This window comes from Rouxiella badensis, from assembly GCF_002093665.1.
Classification (GTDB): domain Bacteria; phylum Pseudomonadota; class Gammaproteobacteria; order Enterobacterales; family Enterobacteriaceae; genus Rouxiella; species Rouxiella badensis.
On record NZ_MRWE01000007.1, the window covers coordinates 99,642 to 118,131 of the forward strand.

An 18,490-nucleotide genomic window follows, 5' to 3' on the forward strand; every position below is an offset into this window, starting at 1 on the left:
TCGAGGGGATTGGCGCTGTTCTTGCATAATCTTGTCCTGAAACCCCACGGAAAGATTTTCACAGGAGTCTGCGCCAATAATGCAACCTATCACGCTATCGATGATCGATATCCGCAAATCCTTCGGCGAGCATGAGGTGCTGAAAGGTATCTCACTTGACGCACGGCAGGGCGAGGTTATCTCCATTTTGGGGGCCAGTGGTTCAGGCAAAAGCACCTTCCTGCGCTGCATCAACCTGCTTGAAACGCCGGACTCCGGCACCGTGGCGGTCGGCGGTGAAACACTCCTGATGAAGCCTGACGCCAGGGGCAATCCGCAGCCTGCCAGCCGCAAACAGGTGGAACGGATACGTACGCGACTCGGCATGGTGTTTCAGGACTTCAATCTCTGGTCACACATGAACGTGCTGGAAAACGTGATGGAAGGGCCACGCTACGTGCAGAAGAAAAGCCGCAAAGCCTGCATCGAGAAAGCCGAATCACTGCTGGCCCGCGTCGGGTTGTATGAGCGTAAGGACTTCTATCCGTCACAGCTTTCGGGTGGACAGAAGCAGCGGGTGGCGATCGCCCGCGCGTTGGCCATGGACCCTGAGGTGATGCTGTTTGATGAACCCACCTCGGCACTGGATCCAGAGCTGGTGGGGGAGGTCTTGAAGGTGATGCAGAGTCTGGCAGAGGAGGGGAGGACCATGCTGGTGGTCACCCATGAGATGGTCTTTGCCCGCCGCGTCTCCAATCGGGTGGTGTTCTTGCATCAGGGTGAAATCGACTGTCAGGGAACCCCGCACGACCTGTTTGGCGAGCAGGGATCCCCGCGTTTTCAGCAATTTATATCAAGTCATCACCAGCCTGCCTAGCGAGAAATCACTCAGGCAGTGAAACGCTCGGGGCGGAATGTGGCCAGCATCGGATGTTTTTCGCCGCTGGCAATTTCGCTGGCCAACAGTTCGCCGACGATAAGCGCCAGCGTGGCGCCGGAATGGGTAAACGCCACGTAGCAGCCTGGCACGCTTTGCAGCTCGCCCAGCACCGGCTCGCCGTCACCGGGAACAGGTTTCAGCCCGATTTTCCAGCTCGCTGCCTTCAGTGATTCTGCGCCTTCGAGCACTTTCGCCGCCTCGGCCACCAATTCATCAACCACGGTTTCGGGAATGCTGTACTCGCCCGCCGCGCTGCGGGTAATGGCCGACTCATACCAGTCATGGTCCAGCGCCAGGGTTTTCCCCGGATTCGGACGAACCGCAACTCGTGGCGTGTTTAGCACCACTTTCACGCTGTTTTCGACCGGCTGAGTGATGACCAGCATCGATAAGGGGGAGCCGTTGGGGATAGTGACACCCAGCGGCGCAACCACTTCGGGCGTTTGCGGGCCACAGGCCACCAGCACTCTGTCTGCGCTGAAGGTTTCGCCGTTACCAGTTTTCACGCCGACGGCCTTACCGCTGGCATCGGTGATGACCGAGGTTTTGCCCGCATATTCATAAAGCTGTCCCCCGAGGCGGTGAAACTCGGCCATCAGATAATTGGCGAGGTGTGGCAGGCTGACCCAGCCTTCACCCGGATTAAACAGTGCGCTTTCAGCGACGGCTTCGGCCCTGACTTGAGGGTCAATTTGACTGACCGACGCCAGACCCGTGAGGTGCGAATCATACCCGTGAGCGAATTCATAGGCGTGGCGCGTCAGCGTTTCGGCAGCTTTGTCTTCCCCCCAGTACAGGCCACCGTCGAAACGCAGCCAGTCACGAGAGGAGTCCTGTGCAAACAGCGTGCGGTAGCGGTCGATGCCCGCCATACGCAGTGCATGATATTCCCGCGTGCGGTCGGCGGCAGAGTTCAGCCATGAGAGCGACCGGCCCGATGCACCGGACACCAGCTCCGCCTCGGTAAACAGCGTGACCTGTTGGCCGCGACGCAGCAAATGCACGGCGCTGGAGATACCGATGATACCCGCGCCTATCACGGCGACGGTTTTCGTTGCGTGTTCAGTGGATGAAGACATTTTGTTTTCCTTCTCTTGAGTCATCATAAAAGGTATTCGGTGGTGCGGCGAGTCGTTGGGCCTCACAGCACTTCAGACAAAAAGCGCCGCAGTCGCGCGGACTGCGGGTTATCGAAAATCTGTTCTGGGGTGCCCGCCTCGACAATTTCCCCCTCATCCATAAAAATCACCTGATCCGCCACTTTGCGAGCAAATCCCATCTCATGGGTGACGACTATCATGGTCATGCCACGGCGACAGAGGTCGGCCATCAGGTTCAGCACGCCTTTGACCAGTTCGGGGTCAAGCGCCGAGGTCGCTTCGTCAAACAGCATGACTTCAGGGTCCATAGCCAAGGCCCGCGCGATGGCGACGCGCTGTTGTTGACCGCCGGACAGATAGCGCGGACGGTGCTCCGCTCGCTGCTCTAGGCCGACCTCTTTCAGCCGCTCGGCGGCCAGGCGGTAGGCCTCAGACTTGGACAGTTTCTTGATTTTCCACGGTGCCATCGCCACGTTTTCCAGCGCCGTATGGTCGGGGAACAGGTTGAAATGCTGAAACACCATGCCGATGCGCAGACGCAGGGCGTCAGGTTTATCTTTCAGCACCGAGCGACCCGACACCAGCACGTCACCGGACTGCGGTTCATGCAGGCGATTAATACCGCGCAGCAGGGTCGACTTCCCTGAGCCTGACGGCCCGATGATACAAGTGGTGGTGCCCGGCGCGACGTTGAGCGAGACCTTGCGCAGCACCTGAATGTCGCCGAACGCCAGCGTTAAATCGCGAATTTCCACGCTAGCGCCGTGAAACGACGGTGTGGCGGCGCGGTCAATATTAGGGGCAGCAAGCGTCATGGATTATTGTCCCCGTTCGGTGGTTAAGGGGGCACTGCCGCCGGTGGCAACGGTGCGAGGATTAAGTTTTTGCAGCTCATCGACCTCTTTCAGACTGCTGACCGGGCGCGTCATTTTGCGACGGCCGGTGCGGAAGCGTTGGTCAACATAGTTGACCAGATGGGTCATTGGCACGGTGATTATCAGATAAAAAAGCCCTGCGAGCATCAGAGGAGAAAGGTTGCCGGTGAGCACCGCGGTATCTTGCCCGACGCGAAAAAGTTCGCGCTCGTTGACCATCAGCCCGAGCAGATAGACCAGCGAAGAGTCTTTGATGATGGCAATGAACTGATTAACCAACGCAGGAAGCACGCGGCGGATCCCCTGTGGCACAATCACTAAGCGCATTGCGCGACCGTAGCTCATTCCCAGCGCACGGCAGGCCTCGAGCTGACCCTTTTCAACGCTCTGGATACCCGCACGAAAGATCTCCCCCATATAGGCACTGGCTATCAGGCTCAGGGCAAAAATACCGAGCGGATAGGGCGACGGACCGAAAAGTTCATAGCTGTAGCGCGCTAGCCCCTGACCTATCAGCAGAATGGTCAGTATAGACGGCAGGCCGCGAAACAGGTCGGTATAGACGCGCGATGGCACACGCAGCCAGCGCGTGGGCGAGATGCCCATCAGCGCCAGAATCAGCCCGAGCGTGGTGCCAAGCAGCGTCGCCGCAATCGAGATGATCAACGTATTCATCAGCCCGACTTTCAGCAGCTGCGGCAGGACTTCGGCCATCGAATTAAAATCGAAGAATGTCCGGTGAAGCATTTCGAACAGGCTCATACAATACCTCGCACTTTTAACGGGGTGAGGCTGCCCTCACCGCGGGGTAAACAGACAGACGACGAGCAGGGAACATCAGCTTGAATGCGGCAGATACTGCTTTGGCATTGGCGAGCCTGGGAACCATTTCTGGTAGAGCTTCTTCCAGGTGCCATCCTGCATCGAGGCCTGAATCGCCTTATCCAGGGCGGCTTTAAACGCGGGTTTTCCCTTGGCGATAGCAACGCCAGCTGGCGCGTCAAAGGACGGGATATCGGCAGCGTGAACCAGATTGAAGCGGGCGGCGTAGTCTTTGGCCGCCTCATAATCGAGGAAGTCGGCGTCAACCGTGCCGTTGTTCAGCGCAGAGATGGCCGCATTGTTATCGGGGAAGCGCACCAGGTCAGTTTGGGTGAAATGCTGCATCGCGTAGTTTTCCTGCAAAGTCCCCTGCACCACCGCGAGACGGTGTTTTGCCAGCGAATTGACGTCGGTGACGCCGGTGTCTTTACGCGTCAGTACCGTCAGATAACCGGCGAGATAGCCGCTTGAGAAATCGACGGTTTTTTCACGAGCCGGGGTGATACCTATCGCCGCGACGCCTGCGTCATAGCGTCCGTTTGCGACCGAAGGCAGGATGCCGGCGAAGTCTTGGCCGATAAACACCACCTTATTGATGCCGAGTCGGTGCGCAACGTCGGTGAAGAACTCGACGTCAAAACCGGTGAAATTGCCGGAGGCGTCAGTAAAGGTATAAGGCTTGGCGTCGCCGAGGCTGGCAACGCGCAGCTCGCCCGGTTCGATTAACCCATAAGGGTTTTCCTGCTGGCCCGCGGCGTTGGCCAGCGGGGACGAAAGAGAAAAGAGTGAGAGCGAAGCAAAAAGCACGGTGGCCAGTTTAATCAGGGTCTTTTGCGATTTCATAGTGCGTCCGTTTTTGTTGTATTTAACATCAACGACTATTGAGCCAGGATCTTTTGTATTTTTTAGAGACCGGTCTCAATGCAGGGGCTGATTAGGGAGTTCAATCATTGTGAGACCGGTCTCAAATCAGTTACAATGATACTAGCAACGTGATTATCTAAACGTCAATCGCCCTTAACGAAAGCTGTGATACGAATAACTTATGACTATTGGCAACGCACGAATCAAGGCCCCAACGGTGGCCGACGTCGCCCGCGAGGCGCAGGTTTCAAAGGCCCAGGCGGCGCGCGCACTGGGCGGTTATGGCTCTGTGAGTGAAGAGGTATTAACGCGGGTTAGGGCGGCGGCGCAGAGGTTGAGCTATCGGCCCAACGAACTGGCACGCAGCATGAACACCGGCCGTTCAAATACGCTAGGCGTGATTGTGGGTGATATCGAGAACCCGCACTTTGGTCTGGCGCTGCGCGGTATCTCAGACGTCGCTCGGCAGGCGGGGTATCACCTGTTGCTGAGCAACAGTGACGAGACGCTAGCGGTGGAGCAGGACGCGGTCAGGGTGATGCTCGAAAAGCAGGTCGACGGTATCATCATCGCGCCGTGCTCGTCGTTGCCTGAAGATAACGCCCATCTGGCGCAAATCCTCGCCGACGGCAGAGCACTCAAGCTGTTCGACCGCGCCGTGCCCGAGTTAAACGTCGAGGTGATTGGCCTCGACTTTACGTCGACCGCGCAGCAGGCGACGCTGTCGTTGCTCGACGCCGGACATCGACGCATCAGCTATCTGACCAGCATGACCTTCGAACCGCCATATTCGCCGACCAAAGGGTTGGGCGTCACGCCGGTGGCGCAGCGTGTTGCCGGTATCGAACGGGCATTCTCCCAACGCGGCCTCAGTGTAGACCCGGCGTCGATTGTCGGTAACGCCAGCAGCGACCAGGCGATAGCCGCTATCGTCGAGCGGCTGTTTAATGCTCTGCAGCCGCCAACGGCGATAATTGCCTCAGACAGCGTCATTGCCATGAGCCTGCTGCGTGAGCTGGGCGGCAGAGGGCTACGCGTGCCGCAGGATCTGTCGTTTGTGATGTTTGATAATTTCCCGTGGACGGAAATTGTCTCGCCGCCGCTCTCGGTAATTGCTCAGCCGGTCTATGAGATGGGCCGCGAGGCCGCGCGAAGAATTATTTGCGATCTGCGAGGAGAAGAGGCGGGCATCATGCCCGATTTTGAAGCGACGTTTATGCCAAGATTTTCAATCGCACCGGTTTAATTGTTCGGATTTCGGCCGGATTTGTGTAACTATTGCCGGGTTGAGCACTGACTTAAGTAAATTACTGTAAATTTGAGTAAAGTAAGGTAATAATGCCGTTTGCTACATTTTGTGCTTTTGAGATGTAGGTTATAAAACTCAATTACTTATTTCAATTGTTCGGTTTACATCAAATGACATCATCAAAATTATTCAAGAAAATAGCTTGTATATCATTTGTACTATTAGCCGGATGTTCTTCGAAGAATCACGGTCAGGACGGTCAATCCGCTGCCAATACCACCATGACGCAGCAGGAAGCCGAGCGGGAATCCGATATGATTTCCGTTATCGCGGCGCTGCATGACCAGATGCACTCCTGGCAGGGAACGCCCTATGAGTGGGGTGGCACCAAGCTGTCAGGCGTCGATTGTTCCGGTTTCGTCTGGAGAACACTCAAAGACAGATTCAATATTCCAATGGACCGTGTGACCACCACCGAGCTGGTGCGCATGGGAACCCGCGTTTCTCCGGGGCATCTCGAACCGGGCGATCTGGTGTTCTTCCGCATTCGCAACCAGATGCACGTTGGCTTCTACGATACCAATCAGCAATTCCTGCACGCTTCGGTTAGCAAAGGCGTTATTCGCTCCTCGCTCGACAACCCTTACTGGAAATCGGTATTTTTAGAGGCCAGAAGACTGCCGCGAGAATATAACGCCACCATCACCCTGAATCAGAATAAGCCAGGAAATCAGCTCGCCAAGAACTGAGTTTTTCCTGCGACCCACGTCCGCCTTGCTGTCAGCAAAAAGCGGACGTGGGTTTTTTAGTGAAAGACGCTCAAAGCATCATGCCGCTATCAGTGCAAAACTGTTGTTGGCGCGAAGAGGTCGTTGAGACGAACACCCCAACGTTTTTATCCGGTTATTGAGGCACGGTGTCGGTACCGAACCACTTCATGGCCAGCGTTTTCAGCGTGCCGTCCTGTTTGGTTTGCAGGATGGCGTCATCAAACATTTTCTTCAGTTCCGGGTCGCTCTTGCGAATCCCCACCGCTGAACCTGCGCCGAGCAAGCCACCGATAAACTGCGGGCCTGCCAGCTCGATGTCTTGATTCCCCGGCTTGGCCTTCGCGCCAGTGAGATAGGTTGCCGAAGCAAATATCATATCCACGCGACCCGACTTAAGGTCGAGATCGTGCTCTTCAGTAGTCTTGTATTGACGAATAGTCACGATGCCTTTCAGGTATTTTTGCAGGAACTGTTCACCGATAGAAGAGCCCTGTACGCCAACAATTTTCCCCTTCAGCAATGGCGCAATCTTTGCCACTTCGGCCTCGGCACCGGCTTCATCGCGGGTGAGAGAGAATCGTTTACCCAGGTCAGGCATGACCGCCAGTGGACTGCCTTTCATAACGGCGAAAGTCTGACCGGTGTTACTGTAGGGAACTGAAAAATCGATAATCTTCTTGCGCGCGTCGGTGGCGGAAAGCCCATCCATGATGGCATCGAATTTCCCGGCGTTTAGCGCGGGGATAATCCCGGCAAACGGCTGAACCACGATTTCACATTTTACGTCCATTTTCTGACACAGGACTTTGTAAAGGTCGATTTCAAAACCGTCGAGCGTGCCGTCAGGTTTGGTGAAGTTGAAGGGGCGAAAGGCACCTTCGGTGGCAATTTTCACCACAGTCCATTTTTTACCGGCCTCTGCGTGGCTGGTAAAAGGGATGAATAACGTTGCCGTTAAGCATAAAGCACTAACCAAGCTTGCCAATTTCATGTTCTACAACCCCTTTAGTTTTAAAATGAAAACCCCGTAAATGCGGCGTCAGGCGATATTCGACCAGCATCACAACTCGGCTAATGACCAGATTGATCAATAGGTAGAGCGCGCCCGTTACCAAAAAAACCTCCAGCGCACGATAGGTATCGGACACTATCTGTGCGGCGATACCGGTGATGTCCATCAGTGTGATGATTGAACATAACGACGTGGACTGAACCATAGAAATGAGCTCGTTGCCGTAGGCAGGAAGCGCCTGACGCAGGGCTACCGGCATGATAATGCGCCTCACCATCAGCAGCCGTGACATACCGCAGGCCCGCGCTGCCTCTATCGCGCCGTGCGGCACTGATTGCAAACCCCCGCGCAGAATTTCACTGCCATAGGCGGCAGTGCAAAGCGACAGCGAAAGCAGCGCACAGCCGTAGGGCTCGCGCAGTACCGGCCACAGTATGCTGCTGCGCACGCTCTCAAATTGACCCAGTCCGTAGTAAATCAAAAATAGTTGGACCAGCAGCGGGGTACCGCGAAAACAGAACACGAATGCCCGCGCCGGGAGATTCAGCGCGCGATAAGGCGACAGACGGGCGAAAGCGATGAGCAGCGCAAGGCAGAAACCCATCACCACCGAATAGAAGGTCAACTGTAGGGTAAGGGGGACGCCGGGCAGCAGCTGGAGCAGGGTTTCCCATAGAAATTTAACGTCCATCAGCGTTTTACCCCGCGTGAGTAGTGCACCTCTGCCCGACGCAGCGACCAGCCCGAAAAGGCCGAGATAATGAGATACAACAGCGCCGCCGCACAGTAAAAATCGAACGGTTTACCGGTCGAGCCTGCACCGGTCTGCGCCTTGTTCATCAGCTCAGCCAGTCCGGTGACCGACACCAGCGCCGCTGCCTTCAACACCAGCTGCCAGACGTTGCCCATGCCCGGCAGGGCGTGGCGCAGCAGCAGGGGAACAACGATGCGGCGAATGCGCACCGGTGTGCTCATACCATACGCCTTGGCGGCCTCTAGCTCACCGGGCGCGATGGCGTAGAAAGCGCCCCGGAACACCTCGGTTTGCTGCGCGCCTGCCGCAATGCCGACCGCCAGCATTCCGGCTAAAAATCCCGGAAAGCTGACGAACTGTCCGTCGCCAAACAGTTTGCCGAGCAGGGTCAGCGCCTGACTGCCGCCAAAATAAAGCAGATAGATAATGAGCAGGTCGGGAATACCGCGAATCACCGTGGTATAAACATCGGCAACATAACGTACTGGGCGATTACCGCAGATTTTTGCCCAGGAAAAGAGACCACCTATCACCCCGGCAAGCAGAAAGCCAGAAAGTGACAGTGCCACGGTCATCAACGCACCGGAGAGCAGCATCGGCCCCCATCCTCCGGGGCCAAAGCTCAGCGTGGTTAAGAATCCCAAATTGCCCATCAGTCGCTCCTCGTGAGTCTGTCAGACGCAATCAGTGGCTGCCCGGAAACGGCGGCTGTACATCGTCAGGAATCGGGTTCACAAAGGGGGTGCCTTCCAGCACGCGGGCGTGTTCGGCCTTGGCTTCGGCGATGTGCGCGGGCTGGGTAAACAGGCCGACTGCCGTGCTCGCCATCAGCTTGGCGGCCTGCGTTAGTCCTTTGTGCGCCAGCGAGGATTTACCCTGGGCGACCAGCTGCCACGAGTGCCCCGGCGTGCCGATAGTGTAAGTCGCACTGCGGCACTGCACGGTAGGCACCACCCAGCTGACCGAGCCGACGTCGGTAGAACCAATCATTGAACTTTCCGGGCGGTCGAGCGGCAGCACATAGTCGCAGAGCAGTTCGCCCGATGTGTAGGCGCAGCCGACGCGCTGATAGGCACTGCGGATCTCTTCCTGACTCATGGTCTCTTGAAAACGCGCCGCGTAGGCATAGTCGGCGTCGTCGAAGCCCGGGCCGCCGAGTTGTTCGAGGTGCGACTGCATCAGCTCTTCAAGCACGCGGTTACCAATCAGGTTGGCGTCGCCGCTGAGGATATTGCATTTCATGGTGGTTTCCGTCATCAGTGCCGCACCTTGTGCCACCTTATCTACGCGCTTGAGCAGTTCGGTAAGCTCGGGCAGCGTGCGGGTCCGCACCAGATAGCGCACTGTCGCCTTAGCCTGCACCACGTTTGGTGAGAAGCCGCCGCTGTCCGTAATGGCATAGTGAATGCGTGCGCTGGTCGGCATGTGTTCGCGCAGGTAGTTAATACCGACGTTCATTAGCTCAACGGCGTCAAGCGCGCTGCGGCCAAGGTGTGGCGTCGCGGCGGCGTGAGCGGCACGGCCCGAGAAATGGTAGTTAAGTTCATTGCAGGCGAGCGAGTTGGCGTCGGTCACGCAGTTAAAAGCCCCTGGATGCCAGCAGATGGCGACGTCAACGTCGTCGAACAGGCCCGCACGCACCATAAAACCCTTGCCTGAACCGCCTTCTTCCGCCGGACAGCCGTAATAACGTACACGACCCGCCAGCCCGTTGGCCTGCAAATAGTCTTTGACCGCCGTCGCGGCCAGCAAGGCGGCGGAACCGAGCATATTGTGGCCGCAGCCGTGCCCGTTGGCCCCGTCTTCAAGCGCTAAAGGTTGTGCAACATCGGCCTGCTGGCTAAGGCCGGGCAGAGCGTCGTATTCACCGAGAATTGCAATCACCGGACCGCCTTCACCTGCTTCGCCCATCATCGCCGTTGGCAGGTCTGCCACGCCTTCTGCCACGCGAAAGCCCTGCTTTTTCAGCAGGTCGAGATGTCCTTGCGACGATTTGAATTCGGTGTAATTGACCTCTGGTGTTTCCCAGATGCGGTCACTGAGATCCCAAAATATGCCTTTCTTTTCATCGATTAACGACCAGACTTGTTGCAGTAAATCGCTGTCGGTCGCCGATTGAGACTCAGGGGCTGGCGTTGGTTGCATGGCAATAGTCCTTATTGGCTAGAGGGGCTTGTCTATACATGAGCGCGAGTTAGGACGTAGAGCAAAGCAATAAAGGGGCCAAAGATTGTTTGCGATTAAATTTTGATACAAAGCCGGGATACGGGACTCAGGAAAGGGGGCGAAACAGGGAAAGCGATAGGGCGTTGAACCAAAATGATCCATTATCACGGCGCGGGTGAAAGCGAGTGGTGCGGCAATGCCTGCCGCACCCGTTTTACAATATGATTAACCGAAAAGCCTCAACAGGATAGGGAATAAAAACGGGGCCAGCAGAGAGGTGATAATGCCGCAAATCACCAGCGCCAGCGAGCTGAAGGCCCCCTCCTGATAGTCCACTTCGGCGCAGCGCGCGGTACCCAATGCGTGAGAAGCGTTGCCGATGGCTAATCCTCGAGAGGCCTTGTTGGTGATTTTCAGCAGATTCAAAATCGTATGACCAAACACCGCACCGAGAATGCCTACGAAAATCACGCATACTGCGCTAATAGCGGGGATGCCGTTGATTGACTGAGCCGCGGCCATGGCGATGGGCGTTGTCACAGACTTGGGCAGCACTGAGGCAGCAATCTGCGGTGTGGCTCCCATCCATAGGGCAATCGCGGTTCCCGTCGTCATCGCCACGACGCTGCCAATGAAGCAGATGCTGATAATCGATTTCCAGCGGGCGCGAATCTGATGCAGCTGCTCGTATAAAGGAAAGGCCAGCGCCACCACGGCAGGCTGCAACAGGTCGTTGAGAATTTTACTGCCGGCAAAATAGCGCGCGTAGGGAATATGCGTCACCAGCAGCAGAGGGATGATAATGACCATCGACATCAGTAGCGGATTAAGCAGCGGCATTCTCAATTTTACAGCCAGCCTGCGGGTGGCGAAATACACCAGCACCGTCAGTGGTAATGACCACCAGATTTGGCTCATTGTTCATCCTCCGGTTTGCCGATGACGTTGCGTTCACGGTGTACAAAGTGAGACGAATAAGCCACCACCAGCAGCACAATCAGCGTGCTGACGGCACAGGACACCACCAGCGGTCCAAACTGGGTGCGCAGCTGATCGTAGTAGTTCATCACCCCAACTCCGATAGGCACAAACAGCAGCGCCATATAGCGAATTAGCACGCTGCATCCCGGTTTAACCCATTTATAAGGCAGAATTTGCGTCGACAGCAGCGTGAAAAGGATGAGCATGCCGAGAATACTGCCTGGAATGGCCAGTGGAAGCAGGGCGGAAACTCCGTTTCCCGCATAAAGGCAGGCATAAATTAGAATAAATGCCCGTAAATATTGAAATGGCAGTGATAGAGTAGATCTCATAACCTTTGTCCCAGTCGAAAACTACATTCATCATACAATTAAATTAATTTAACCGCCAGTGTGATCTGCTTCACAAGTTTTTTCGATGCAGCGCGTTTATTCGCCACCTATGGCTACAGGTTATGACATAACGCGCGGGGACTCACAATAGAAAAGCCCGCCAGACTTGCGCCGGGCGGGCTTTTAGCCGCAGTGGGGAGCGATTATTTCTTGTACCTGGCTTCCAGCGTCGCAAACCACGGGGCGTTGAAGTCTTCAGACTTGCCCCAGCCTGGGATGATTTTGCCCAGAGCCGCGATATTAACCGCACCCGGTTGGCTCAGCAGCAGCGACTGCGGAATAACCTGTGCCGAGAATTCATAGGTGGCAGGCGTTTTCTCACCGGCAATTTTTAGGGCCACCAGACGCATGTTAACGGCACCAATCAGCGGAGTATCCACTGCGGCGGTGAATTTCCATGGGCTGTCTTTTTCACGCATTAATTGCAGGTCCTGGTTGGAGGCATCAATGCTGTAAAGTTTAATCTCGGTGCGGCCGTTCTCCTTAAGTGCCTTATACGCCCCCTGACTGAAGGCGTCCCACGCACCCCAGATAGCGTCAATTTTACCTTTCGGGTATTTGGCCAAAATTGCGCCGACCTGATTCGCCGTATCGCCCTGAACGTCTGAAGACACCGCACCGATGGATTCAAGCTGATGAATGCCCGGGTTGTCTTTTAGGATCTGCTGATAGGTGACGTTGCGACGTTCCATCGGTGGGAAACCGGCAACCCACAGGCGCACGATGTTGGCTTTGCCGTGGAAGTCTTTGACCAGTTCACCGACTGAAGCCTGGGTCAGTGACGCATCGTCCTGACGGGTGACGGTGACACCCGGCGTGCCGTCAGTGACTTCGGTATCAAACACCGAAACCGCGATACCGGCGGCGGTAATGCGTTTTACCAGATTATTGGAATACGGACCCCGTCCCTGAGACAGGATGATACCGTCATATTTTTGGCTGATGGCCTGATTGACGAAGTCCTGGAATTTAGCGTCATCGCCGTTGCTTAGGAAAGTATCGACCTTGAAACCTAGCGCACGCCCCTGCTTGATGGCACCGGCAAGAAACTGCGTGGTGTTGTCGTCTGAACCCAGATTGCGAATCACAGCAACGCGAATGGGGCCACTGTGCTGAGCGATTGCCGCAGGAACGGCGGCCAGCGCAGGCTGTTCGGCCGCGAAGGCTGGCAGGGTAGCAAGCAGGCTCAAAGCAAGCAGTGAGGCGGAAATTTTCTTCATTTTATAGACTCCGTCGGGCGTTGGCTGAAACCAAAAAAAAGCAGCGCTTAAGTTAAGAGCTTGCGGGAATGAAAATCTTATTTAGACATCTACAAGGCTAGGTGTCTAATTATTCAAGCAGTGTATCTGCTTGTTTTCCCCTTGGGAATGGGCGTTATTTATTATTTTTAAGGCAATACTTATTCTTTTTGGGTATATCTGTTTTCGCCTGGAAACCGGTTGTCTCACCAGGAGTGGTCGTTTTTTCAGAGATATAGACGTCAGGCAATTTACATCGCCTATACAAATAGCCGACAGTAGTGGTCTAAAATTAAAGTTTGTTTTTCTGGAAGGGATCCGCAAGCTATGCCATTTACATTGAATAATACACCGACCCGTTGGCACCCTATGCTGCTGGTGGGGGCACTGGCGATGCCGGGACTGGCGTTGGCGCAGGCCGCCCCAAAACCGGTGCCAAAGGCGCCCGTTAAAGTAGAAACCCTGTTAAAAGGCCTCGATCACCCTTGGTCGCTGGCATTTCTGCCCGACAATCAGGGTGCGTTAATCACTGAACGCAGCGGTAATCTGCGCCTGTGGCAGGCAGGCAAACCGCTTTCGGCCCCGGTAACCGGCGTGCCTGCGGTGTGGGTTCAGGATCAAGCGGGCCTGTGGGACGTGCGTCCTGCGCCTGATTTTGCCAAAAGCCGCCGCGTTTATCTAAGCTTTGCGCAAAAAGATGACAAGGGGCGGCCGCATGCAGAGCTTGGCTATGGCACGCTTTCGCAGGACGGCCTGCACCTTGAGAACTTTAAAACCATCTTTATCGAAACACCGCCGCTCGACGGTGGAATCAATCTCGGCGGCAGGCTGATATTTGATCCGCAGGGCAATATTCTGATGTCGCTGGGCGACAACAACCAGCGCATCGCCGCACAACAGCTTGATTCTCTGCGCGGTAAGATAATTCGCCTGACGCCCGAGGGCGGTATTCCGCAGGACAATCCCTTCGTGAAGTTGCCTAACGCGCGTCCTGAAATCTGGACCTACGGCAACCGTAATCCCCAGGCGTTGGCTTACAACCCCTGGAGCGGCGAGCTGTGGGAAACCGAGCATGGGCCACGCGGCGGTGACGAGGTGAACATTCTCAAAGCGGGCAAAAACTACGGCTGGCCGTTCGCCACCTACGGCATAAACTACAACGGACTGCCGATCCCAGAAGCCAAAGGCTCGCATCTCGATGGAATGGAAGACCCGCTCTATTACTGGCGCGTATCTCCTGCTGTCAGCGGTATGGCCTTCTATAACGACAGCAAATTCCCACAGTGGAAGAATTCACTGTTTGTTGGGGCATTGAAGGAAACGACGCTGATTCAGCTGAAGGTGAACGATAAAAAAGTGCTCGGAGAGAAACGCATGCTGACCGATTTAGGCCAGCGCATTCGTGAAGTTCAGGTTGGGCCGGACGGCTATGTCTATGTGTTGACGGACGAGAAAAACGGCAAGCTGTTCAAGCTGTCGCCGAAGTAAGCCGCGACGAAATGTTTCTCGCCGACGTGGCGTCGGCGAGAAACTCCCGTTTACCTGCGGCTGCGCTGAGAGTTAATCAACGCCCACAGGCTGAGCAGCGCCACAATCATCAGATAATAGCTCGGCGCGAGCTTTGTGCCGGTAGCGGTGATGAGCAGGGTACAGATGAACGGCGCGAAACCGCCAAATACGGTGACCGCAATGTTATAACCGATAGCCATACCGCTGGCGCGTGTGGTAACGGGGAACAGGTCGGCCATCATCGACGGCACCGCTGAAAAGTACACCGATTTCAATAACGCCATCCAACATACCAGGGCAATCAGCGCCGAGGCCGTGTTGTAGTGCGTCATCAGCCAAAAGCCTGGATAAATAGTGATCAATAGCAGGACAAGTGAACCCCACATCAGCGGCAAACGGCCCACTTTTTCGGCCCACAGGCCCATCAGCGGGGTCGCAACGGTCAAAATGACGCCGGCCAGCAGCGTGGCGGTGAAGGCAATCTGCCCCGAAAAATGCAGCGTTTTAGTCGCATAGGTCGGTACATAGTTCAGCATATAATTGATTGCCGTCGAGACTACCATCAGACCTACCGCCATGCACAGCAGCGACTTCTGCTGACCGAATAGCGTTTTCAGCGGCGAAGCCTGGCGGTCGGCTTTAACAAAGCTGTCGGCTTCCTCGATATTGCGGCGAATGTACAGACCGACCGGCCCTATCAACAGCCCAAAGGCGAAAGGAATGCGCCATCCCCAGTCCTGGATCTGCGATTCCGAGAGCCACTGTGACAGGCCCAAGCCAAAGGCCGAGGCGAGGAGGGTGCTGGCACCCTGCGTCGCGAACTGCCAGCTGGCAATGTAGGCTTTACGCTCGGGAAAGTGTTCAACCAGAAACGCGGTCGAGCTGCCGAATTCGCCGCCCGCCGAAAAGCCCTGAATCAAACGGGCCAGCAGAATTAACAGCGGAGCCGCCAGACCGAGCGTGGCATAAGACGGCGTGACGACAATCATTAGGCTACCGAGCATCATCAGGCTGATTGACGCCAGCAGTGACGACTTGCGACCGGCACGGTCGGCAAAGGCACCCAGCACAATGGCACCCAACGGGCGAATCAAAAATGAAACGCCGAAGCTGCCGAAGGCAAGCAGCAGGGAAACGGTCTGGTCGGTCGTCGGGAAATAGGCACGCGCGATGTAAGCAGCGAAGAAGCCATAGACCGCAATGTCGAACCACTCCAGCGCATTGCCGATACAGGTGACAAAAAGCGTTTTGGTCAGGCTCGGTTTTACCGCCGTAGCGGTTGATAAGGCTGAAGATGCGTGGCTCATTTTCCACCGTCCTGCGCCAGACTTTTTGCCGCGTGCTGATGGTGTGCCGCCAGCAACGCGTCGCCGCGCTCGCCCAGACTCCAGAACAGACGCGTCATGATCTCCAGGCCTTCACGGGCGATGGAAATCAGCATGTGTTCGTCTACCGCGTGCTGGCCGCAGGCTGGATAAGAGTGCGGCACCCACAGCGTCGGCAGGCCGAGGATATCGGCGAACACCTCATTGGGCAGAGAACCGCCGAGGTTAGGCAGCAGGGCGGGCTTTTTATCGCTGCTCTGCTGCATGACTTCGAGCACCCAATCGACCAGCGGGTCGGTGGGATCAAAACGGGTTGCCGGTGAACCGCGCAGGAACTCGACCTCAACGGAGTGGAATCCGTGGGCATCGAGATGCTCACGCACGTGTTGTTGCAAATTTTGCCAGTCGGTGCCGACCACAAAACGCATCTGACACACCGCCGTTGCCTTGGCGGGAATGGCATTCATTGGGCGTGCCGGGTTGCCGGTCAAAAACGACAGCACTTCCATCTGATTCCAGGCAAACAGGCGTTCGGCCGGCGTCAGACCCGCTTCACCCCAGTTAACGTCAATTTCAGGATCGCCCGGCGTAGTCGCGACCTCGATATCGCGGAGGATCTCGCGAATCGCAGTGCTGACCGCGGGCGGTTTCAACGCTGCGACTTGCATCTGTCCCTGCTGATTGATAAGGCATGAAATAGCGTTCGCCAGCAGCGTACCCGGGTTTGGCAGTAAGCCGCCCCAGTTACCGGAGTGGTAGTCTTTGTCGCGCGCGTTGACGGAAAGGCGGAAGTTAACCGCACCGCGGGAACCGAGGAACAGCGTTGGGCGTTCGGCGCTCAGGCGTGGACCGTCGGAGGCGAGAAATAGATCCGCGCTGAGGGTCTGGTGGTGTGTGCGGCAGACCTCGGCAAGCCCTGGAGAACTGATCTCTTCACCCATTTCAAACAGCAGCTTGCAGTTGAAGCCAAGCTTGCCGCCGCGAGCGGCGAATACCTGCTCCAGTGCGGCCAGGTTGACGCTGTGTTGGCCCTTGTTATCGGCGCTGCCTCGGCCATACCAGCGGTTACCGTCCTCAAACAGCACCCAGGGGTCCAGGCCTTCACTCCAGTTCTCGTCGTCACCGAACACCACGTCGCCGTGACCATAGCTCAATACCGTCGGTAACGTCGGGTCTTCAATGCGCGATGCGATGAGAAAGGGACGATTGGCTGCCTGAGGATTATCGATAAGCTGCAGCTCAAAGCCCATTGCCCGCAGCGCGGGATTAATTTCTTCTTCGAAGTAACGTTTCAATATCTCGTCACGCTCGGTTGACTGACTCTCGGTCGCCAATGCTACGCGTCGCGCGAGCACCGCCTTGAATTCGCCGCCGTCAAACCATCCCAGAGCCTGCTTTACTGCTTTTTCCACTGTCATAGAAAGTCCTGATGTTGTCTTAATTATTTTTTATTGGTTTATGCTCTCCTTATGTAATAGAAAATGCAGCTTTGCCACAATAATAATAATTGCAATGAAGCATTGCTTTAATTATAACGCTCCCATGCACAAAATAGAGGCATGCACTCTCGCGGAGCAAAATATGCACAGCACTGAAATTCGCTATTTTTTGGCGGTCGCCAATACGGGTTCGTTAAGCGCTGCCAGCAAGCAGCTGTTTGTGGCGGTATCAGCCATCAGCCGACAGATTCAGCAACTGGAAACGCGAATCGGTGCGACGCTGTTTGAGCGACACGCTCGAGGGATGGTGCTCAATGATGCCGGGCAAATCCTCGAAAATCACGTTCGTAAGAGCATGATGGATATGGAGTTTGCGATTGCCGAGATTCAGGGGCTCAAGGCGGTGCGCCGCACGGTGATTCGCATGGCCTGCACTGACGGGCCCGCTTATGACCTGCTGCCGCAAATGTTTGCCCGCTTTCGCGCCATTAATCCCGGCGTGATGTTTTACCTTAACGTGGGCACGGCGCAGCTGGTATCCGAGACTATTCGCAGCGGCGATTGTGATCTGGCCTTGCAGTTCAGCCTGACGCCAGAGCGAGGCGTTGACGTGCTGGCGTCCTATCCTGCGTCGGTTCTTCTGGCGATGCGTCACGATCACCCGCTGGCTCACCAGCAAGTGCAGCTTGGCGACCTGCATGCTTATCCGCTGGCCTTTAATGAGCCAACGAGCACCATTCGCCAGCTGTTTGATTTGTCATGTCGCATGAATGGAATATTTCTCGAACCGGCCTTGAGCTGCAATCGCTTCAGCACGCTGTATGACTTTATGCTTTGCACGCCGGGCGCGCTGGTGGCCTGTAGCCATTTTTCGGTGATGTTCAAGGCTCGCCGGGACCGGTTGGTTTTGAAGTCTATCAACATTGAACAACTCAGCCAGCGAACGTTACAACTGCAAACGCAGGCGGGCAGGCACCGCTCGGCGGCGCTAAGCCAGTTTATTGATTTCAGCTGTGAGTTATTAAACCGTGAAGGCGCGGCCTTCGAGCGCGACTTTGGTTTATAGCGGGGCGTT

Annotated in this window: 18 protein-coding genes; 5 read left to right on the forward strand and 13 right to left on the reverse strand. The window is 55.9% G+C overall.

The features are described 5' to 3' along the window. Nucleotides 1-79 precede the first annotated feature (79 nt). Entirely contained in the window at nucleotides 80-856 is a 777-nt protein-coding gene (locus BS640_RS06125; RefSeq protein ID WP_026110404.1) for an ABC transporter ATP-binding protein, read from the forward strand. Between the two features lie 11 nt (nucleotides 857-867). Here the strand turns inward: BS640_RS06125 and BS640_RS06130 are convergent, their stop codons facing one another. From BS640_RS06130 to BS640_RS06145, 4 genes are all read right to left on the reverse strand, one after another. Continuing rightward, nucleotides 868-1,998, reverse strand: coding sequence for an NAD(P)/FAD-dependent oxidoreductase (locus BS640_RS06130; RefSeq protein WP_084912183.1), 1,131 nt, complete (start codon nucleotides 1,996-1,998; stop codon nucleotides 868-870). Between the two features lie 62 nt (nucleotides 1,999-2,060). Then, nucleotides 2,061-2,834, reverse strand: coding sequence for an amino acid ABC transporter ATP-binding protein (locus BS640_RS06135; RefSeq protein ID WP_017490952.1), 774 nt, complete (start codon nucleotides 2,832-2,834; stop codon nucleotides 2,061-2,063). A gap of 3 nt (nucleotides 2,835-2,837) precedes the next feature. Further along, the gene (locus tag BS640_RS06140) at nucleotides 2,838-3,656 is read right to left on the reverse strand and encodes an amino acid ABC transporter permease (protein ID WP_084912184.1); all 819 of its coding nucleotides are present in this window, start codon (nucleotides 3,654-3,656) and stop codon (nucleotides 2,838-2,840) included. Nucleotides 3,657-3,731: 75 nt separating this feature from the next. Further along, nucleotides 3,732-4,559 (reverse strand): ABC transporter substrate-binding protein, encoded by an 828-nt coding sequence (locus BS640_RS06145; protein ID WP_017490950.1) that lies wholly within the window; start codon nucleotides 4,557-4,559, stop codon nucleotides 3,732-3,734. A 202-nt stretch (nucleotides 4,560-4,761) separates the two neighbouring features. On the opposite strand from BS640_RS06145, the gene BS640_RS06150 reads away from it, so the two are divergent. Further along, nucleotides 4,762-5,826, forward strand: a complete 1,065-nt coding sequence (locus tag BS640_RS06150) for a LacI family DNA-binding transcriptional regulator (RefSeq protein ID WP_084912185.1) — start codon at nucleotides 4,762-4,764, stop codon at nucleotides 5,824-5,826. 173 nt (nucleotides 5,827-5,999) lie between these two features. Beyond that, complete coding sequence (locus BS640_RS06155; RefSeq protein ID WP_038327812.1) at nucleotides 6,000-6,578, forward strand: C40 family peptidase; 579 nt, start codon at nucleotides 6,000-6,002, stop codon at nucleotides 6,576-6,578. A gap of 154 nt (nucleotides 6,579-6,732) precedes the next feature. On the opposite strand, the gene BS640_RS06160 is transcribed toward BS640_RS06155, so the two are convergent. From BS640_RS06160 to BS640_RS06190, 7 genes are all read right to left on the reverse strand, one after another. Beyond that, entirely contained in the window at nucleotides 6,733-7,590 is an 858-nt protein-coding gene (locus tag BS640_RS06160; RefSeq protein WP_017490947.1) for a transporter substrate-binding domain-containing protein, read from the reverse strand. Continuing rightward, the gene (locus BS640_RS06165) at nucleotides 7,568-8,302 is read right to left on the reverse strand and encodes an ABC transporter permease (protein ID WP_017490946.1); all 735 of its coding nucleotides are present in this window, start codon (nucleotides 8,300-8,302) and stop codon (nucleotides 7,568-7,570) included. The genes BS640_RS06160 and BS640_RS06165 overlap by 23 nt, the downstream gene beginning before the upstream one ends. Next, nucleotides 8,302-9,018, reverse strand: coding sequence for an ABC transporter permease (locus BS640_RS06170; RefSeq protein WP_017490945.1), 717 nt, complete (start codon nucleotides 9,016-9,018; stop codon nucleotides 8,302-8,304). Before BS640_RS06170 ends, BS640_RS06165 begins: the two co-directional genes overlap by 1 nt. Before the next feature lie 31 nt (nucleotides 9,019-9,049). Further along, nucleotides 9,050-10,510 (reverse strand): M20 family metallopeptidase, encoded by a 1,461-nt coding sequence (locus BS640_RS06175; protein WP_084912186.1) that lies wholly within the window; start codon nucleotides 10,508-10,510, stop codon nucleotides 9,050-9,052. A 246-nt stretch (nucleotides 10,511-10,756) separates the two neighbouring features. After that, nucleotides 10,757-11,449, reverse strand: coding sequence for a CidB/LrgB family autolysis modulator (locus BS640_RS06180; protein WP_017490943.1), 693 nt, complete (start codon nucleotides 11,447-11,449; stop codon nucleotides 10,757-10,759). Then, nucleotides 11,446-11,844: a CidA/LrgA family protein gene (locus BS640_RS06185; RefSeq protein WP_026110402.1), complete on the reverse strand. Its 399-nt coding sequence runs from the start codon at nucleotides 11,842-11,844 to the stop codon at nucleotides 11,446-11,448. The genes BS640_RS06180 and BS640_RS06185 overlap by 4 nt, the downstream gene beginning before the upstream one ends. 203 nt (nucleotides 11,845-12,047) lie before the next feature. Beyond that, a complete protein-coding gene (locus BS640_RS06190; RefSeq protein WP_017490941.1) occupies nucleotides 12,048-13,124 on the reverse strand; it encodes a sugar ABC transporter substrate-binding protein in 1,077 nt (358 codons plus the stop codon). 345 nt (nucleotides 13,125-13,469) lie between these two features. Between BS640_RS06190 and BS640_RS06195 the strand changes: the two genes are divergently transcribed. Then, complete coding sequence (locus tag BS640_RS06195) at nucleotides 13,470-14,630, forward strand: PQQ-dependent sugar dehydrogenase (RefSeq protein WP_026110401.1); 1,161 nt, start codon at nucleotides 13,470-13,472, stop codon at nucleotides 14,628-14,630. Between the two features lie 50 nt (nucleotides 14,631-14,680). On the opposite strand, the gene BS640_RS06200 is transcribed toward BS640_RS06195, so the two are convergent. Both BS640_RS06200 and BS640_RS06205 read right to left on the reverse strand, forming a co-directional pair. After that, nucleotides 14,681-15,958: an MFS transporter gene (locus tag BS640_RS06200; protein WP_017490939.1), complete on the reverse strand. Its 1,278-nt coding sequence runs from the start codon at nucleotides 15,956-15,958 to the stop codon at nucleotides 14,681-14,683. Beyond that, entirely contained in the window at nucleotides 15,955-17,394 is a 1,440-nt protein-coding gene (locus tag BS640_RS06205; RefSeq protein WP_084912187.1) for a M20 family metallopeptidase, read from the reverse strand. Before BS640_RS06205 ends, BS640_RS06200 begins: the two co-directional genes overlap by 4 nt. A 163-nt stretch (nucleotides 17,395-17,557) precedes the next feature. Between BS640_RS06205 and BS640_RS06210 the strand changes: the two genes are divergently transcribed. After that, on the forward strand, nucleotides 17,558-18,481 hold the full coding sequence (locus tag BS640_RS06210; protein WP_084912188.1) for a LysR family transcriptional regulator: 924 nt from the start codon (nucleotides 17,558-17,560) through the stop codon (nucleotides 18,479-18,481). Nucleotides 18,482-18,490: the final 9 nt, after the last annotated feature.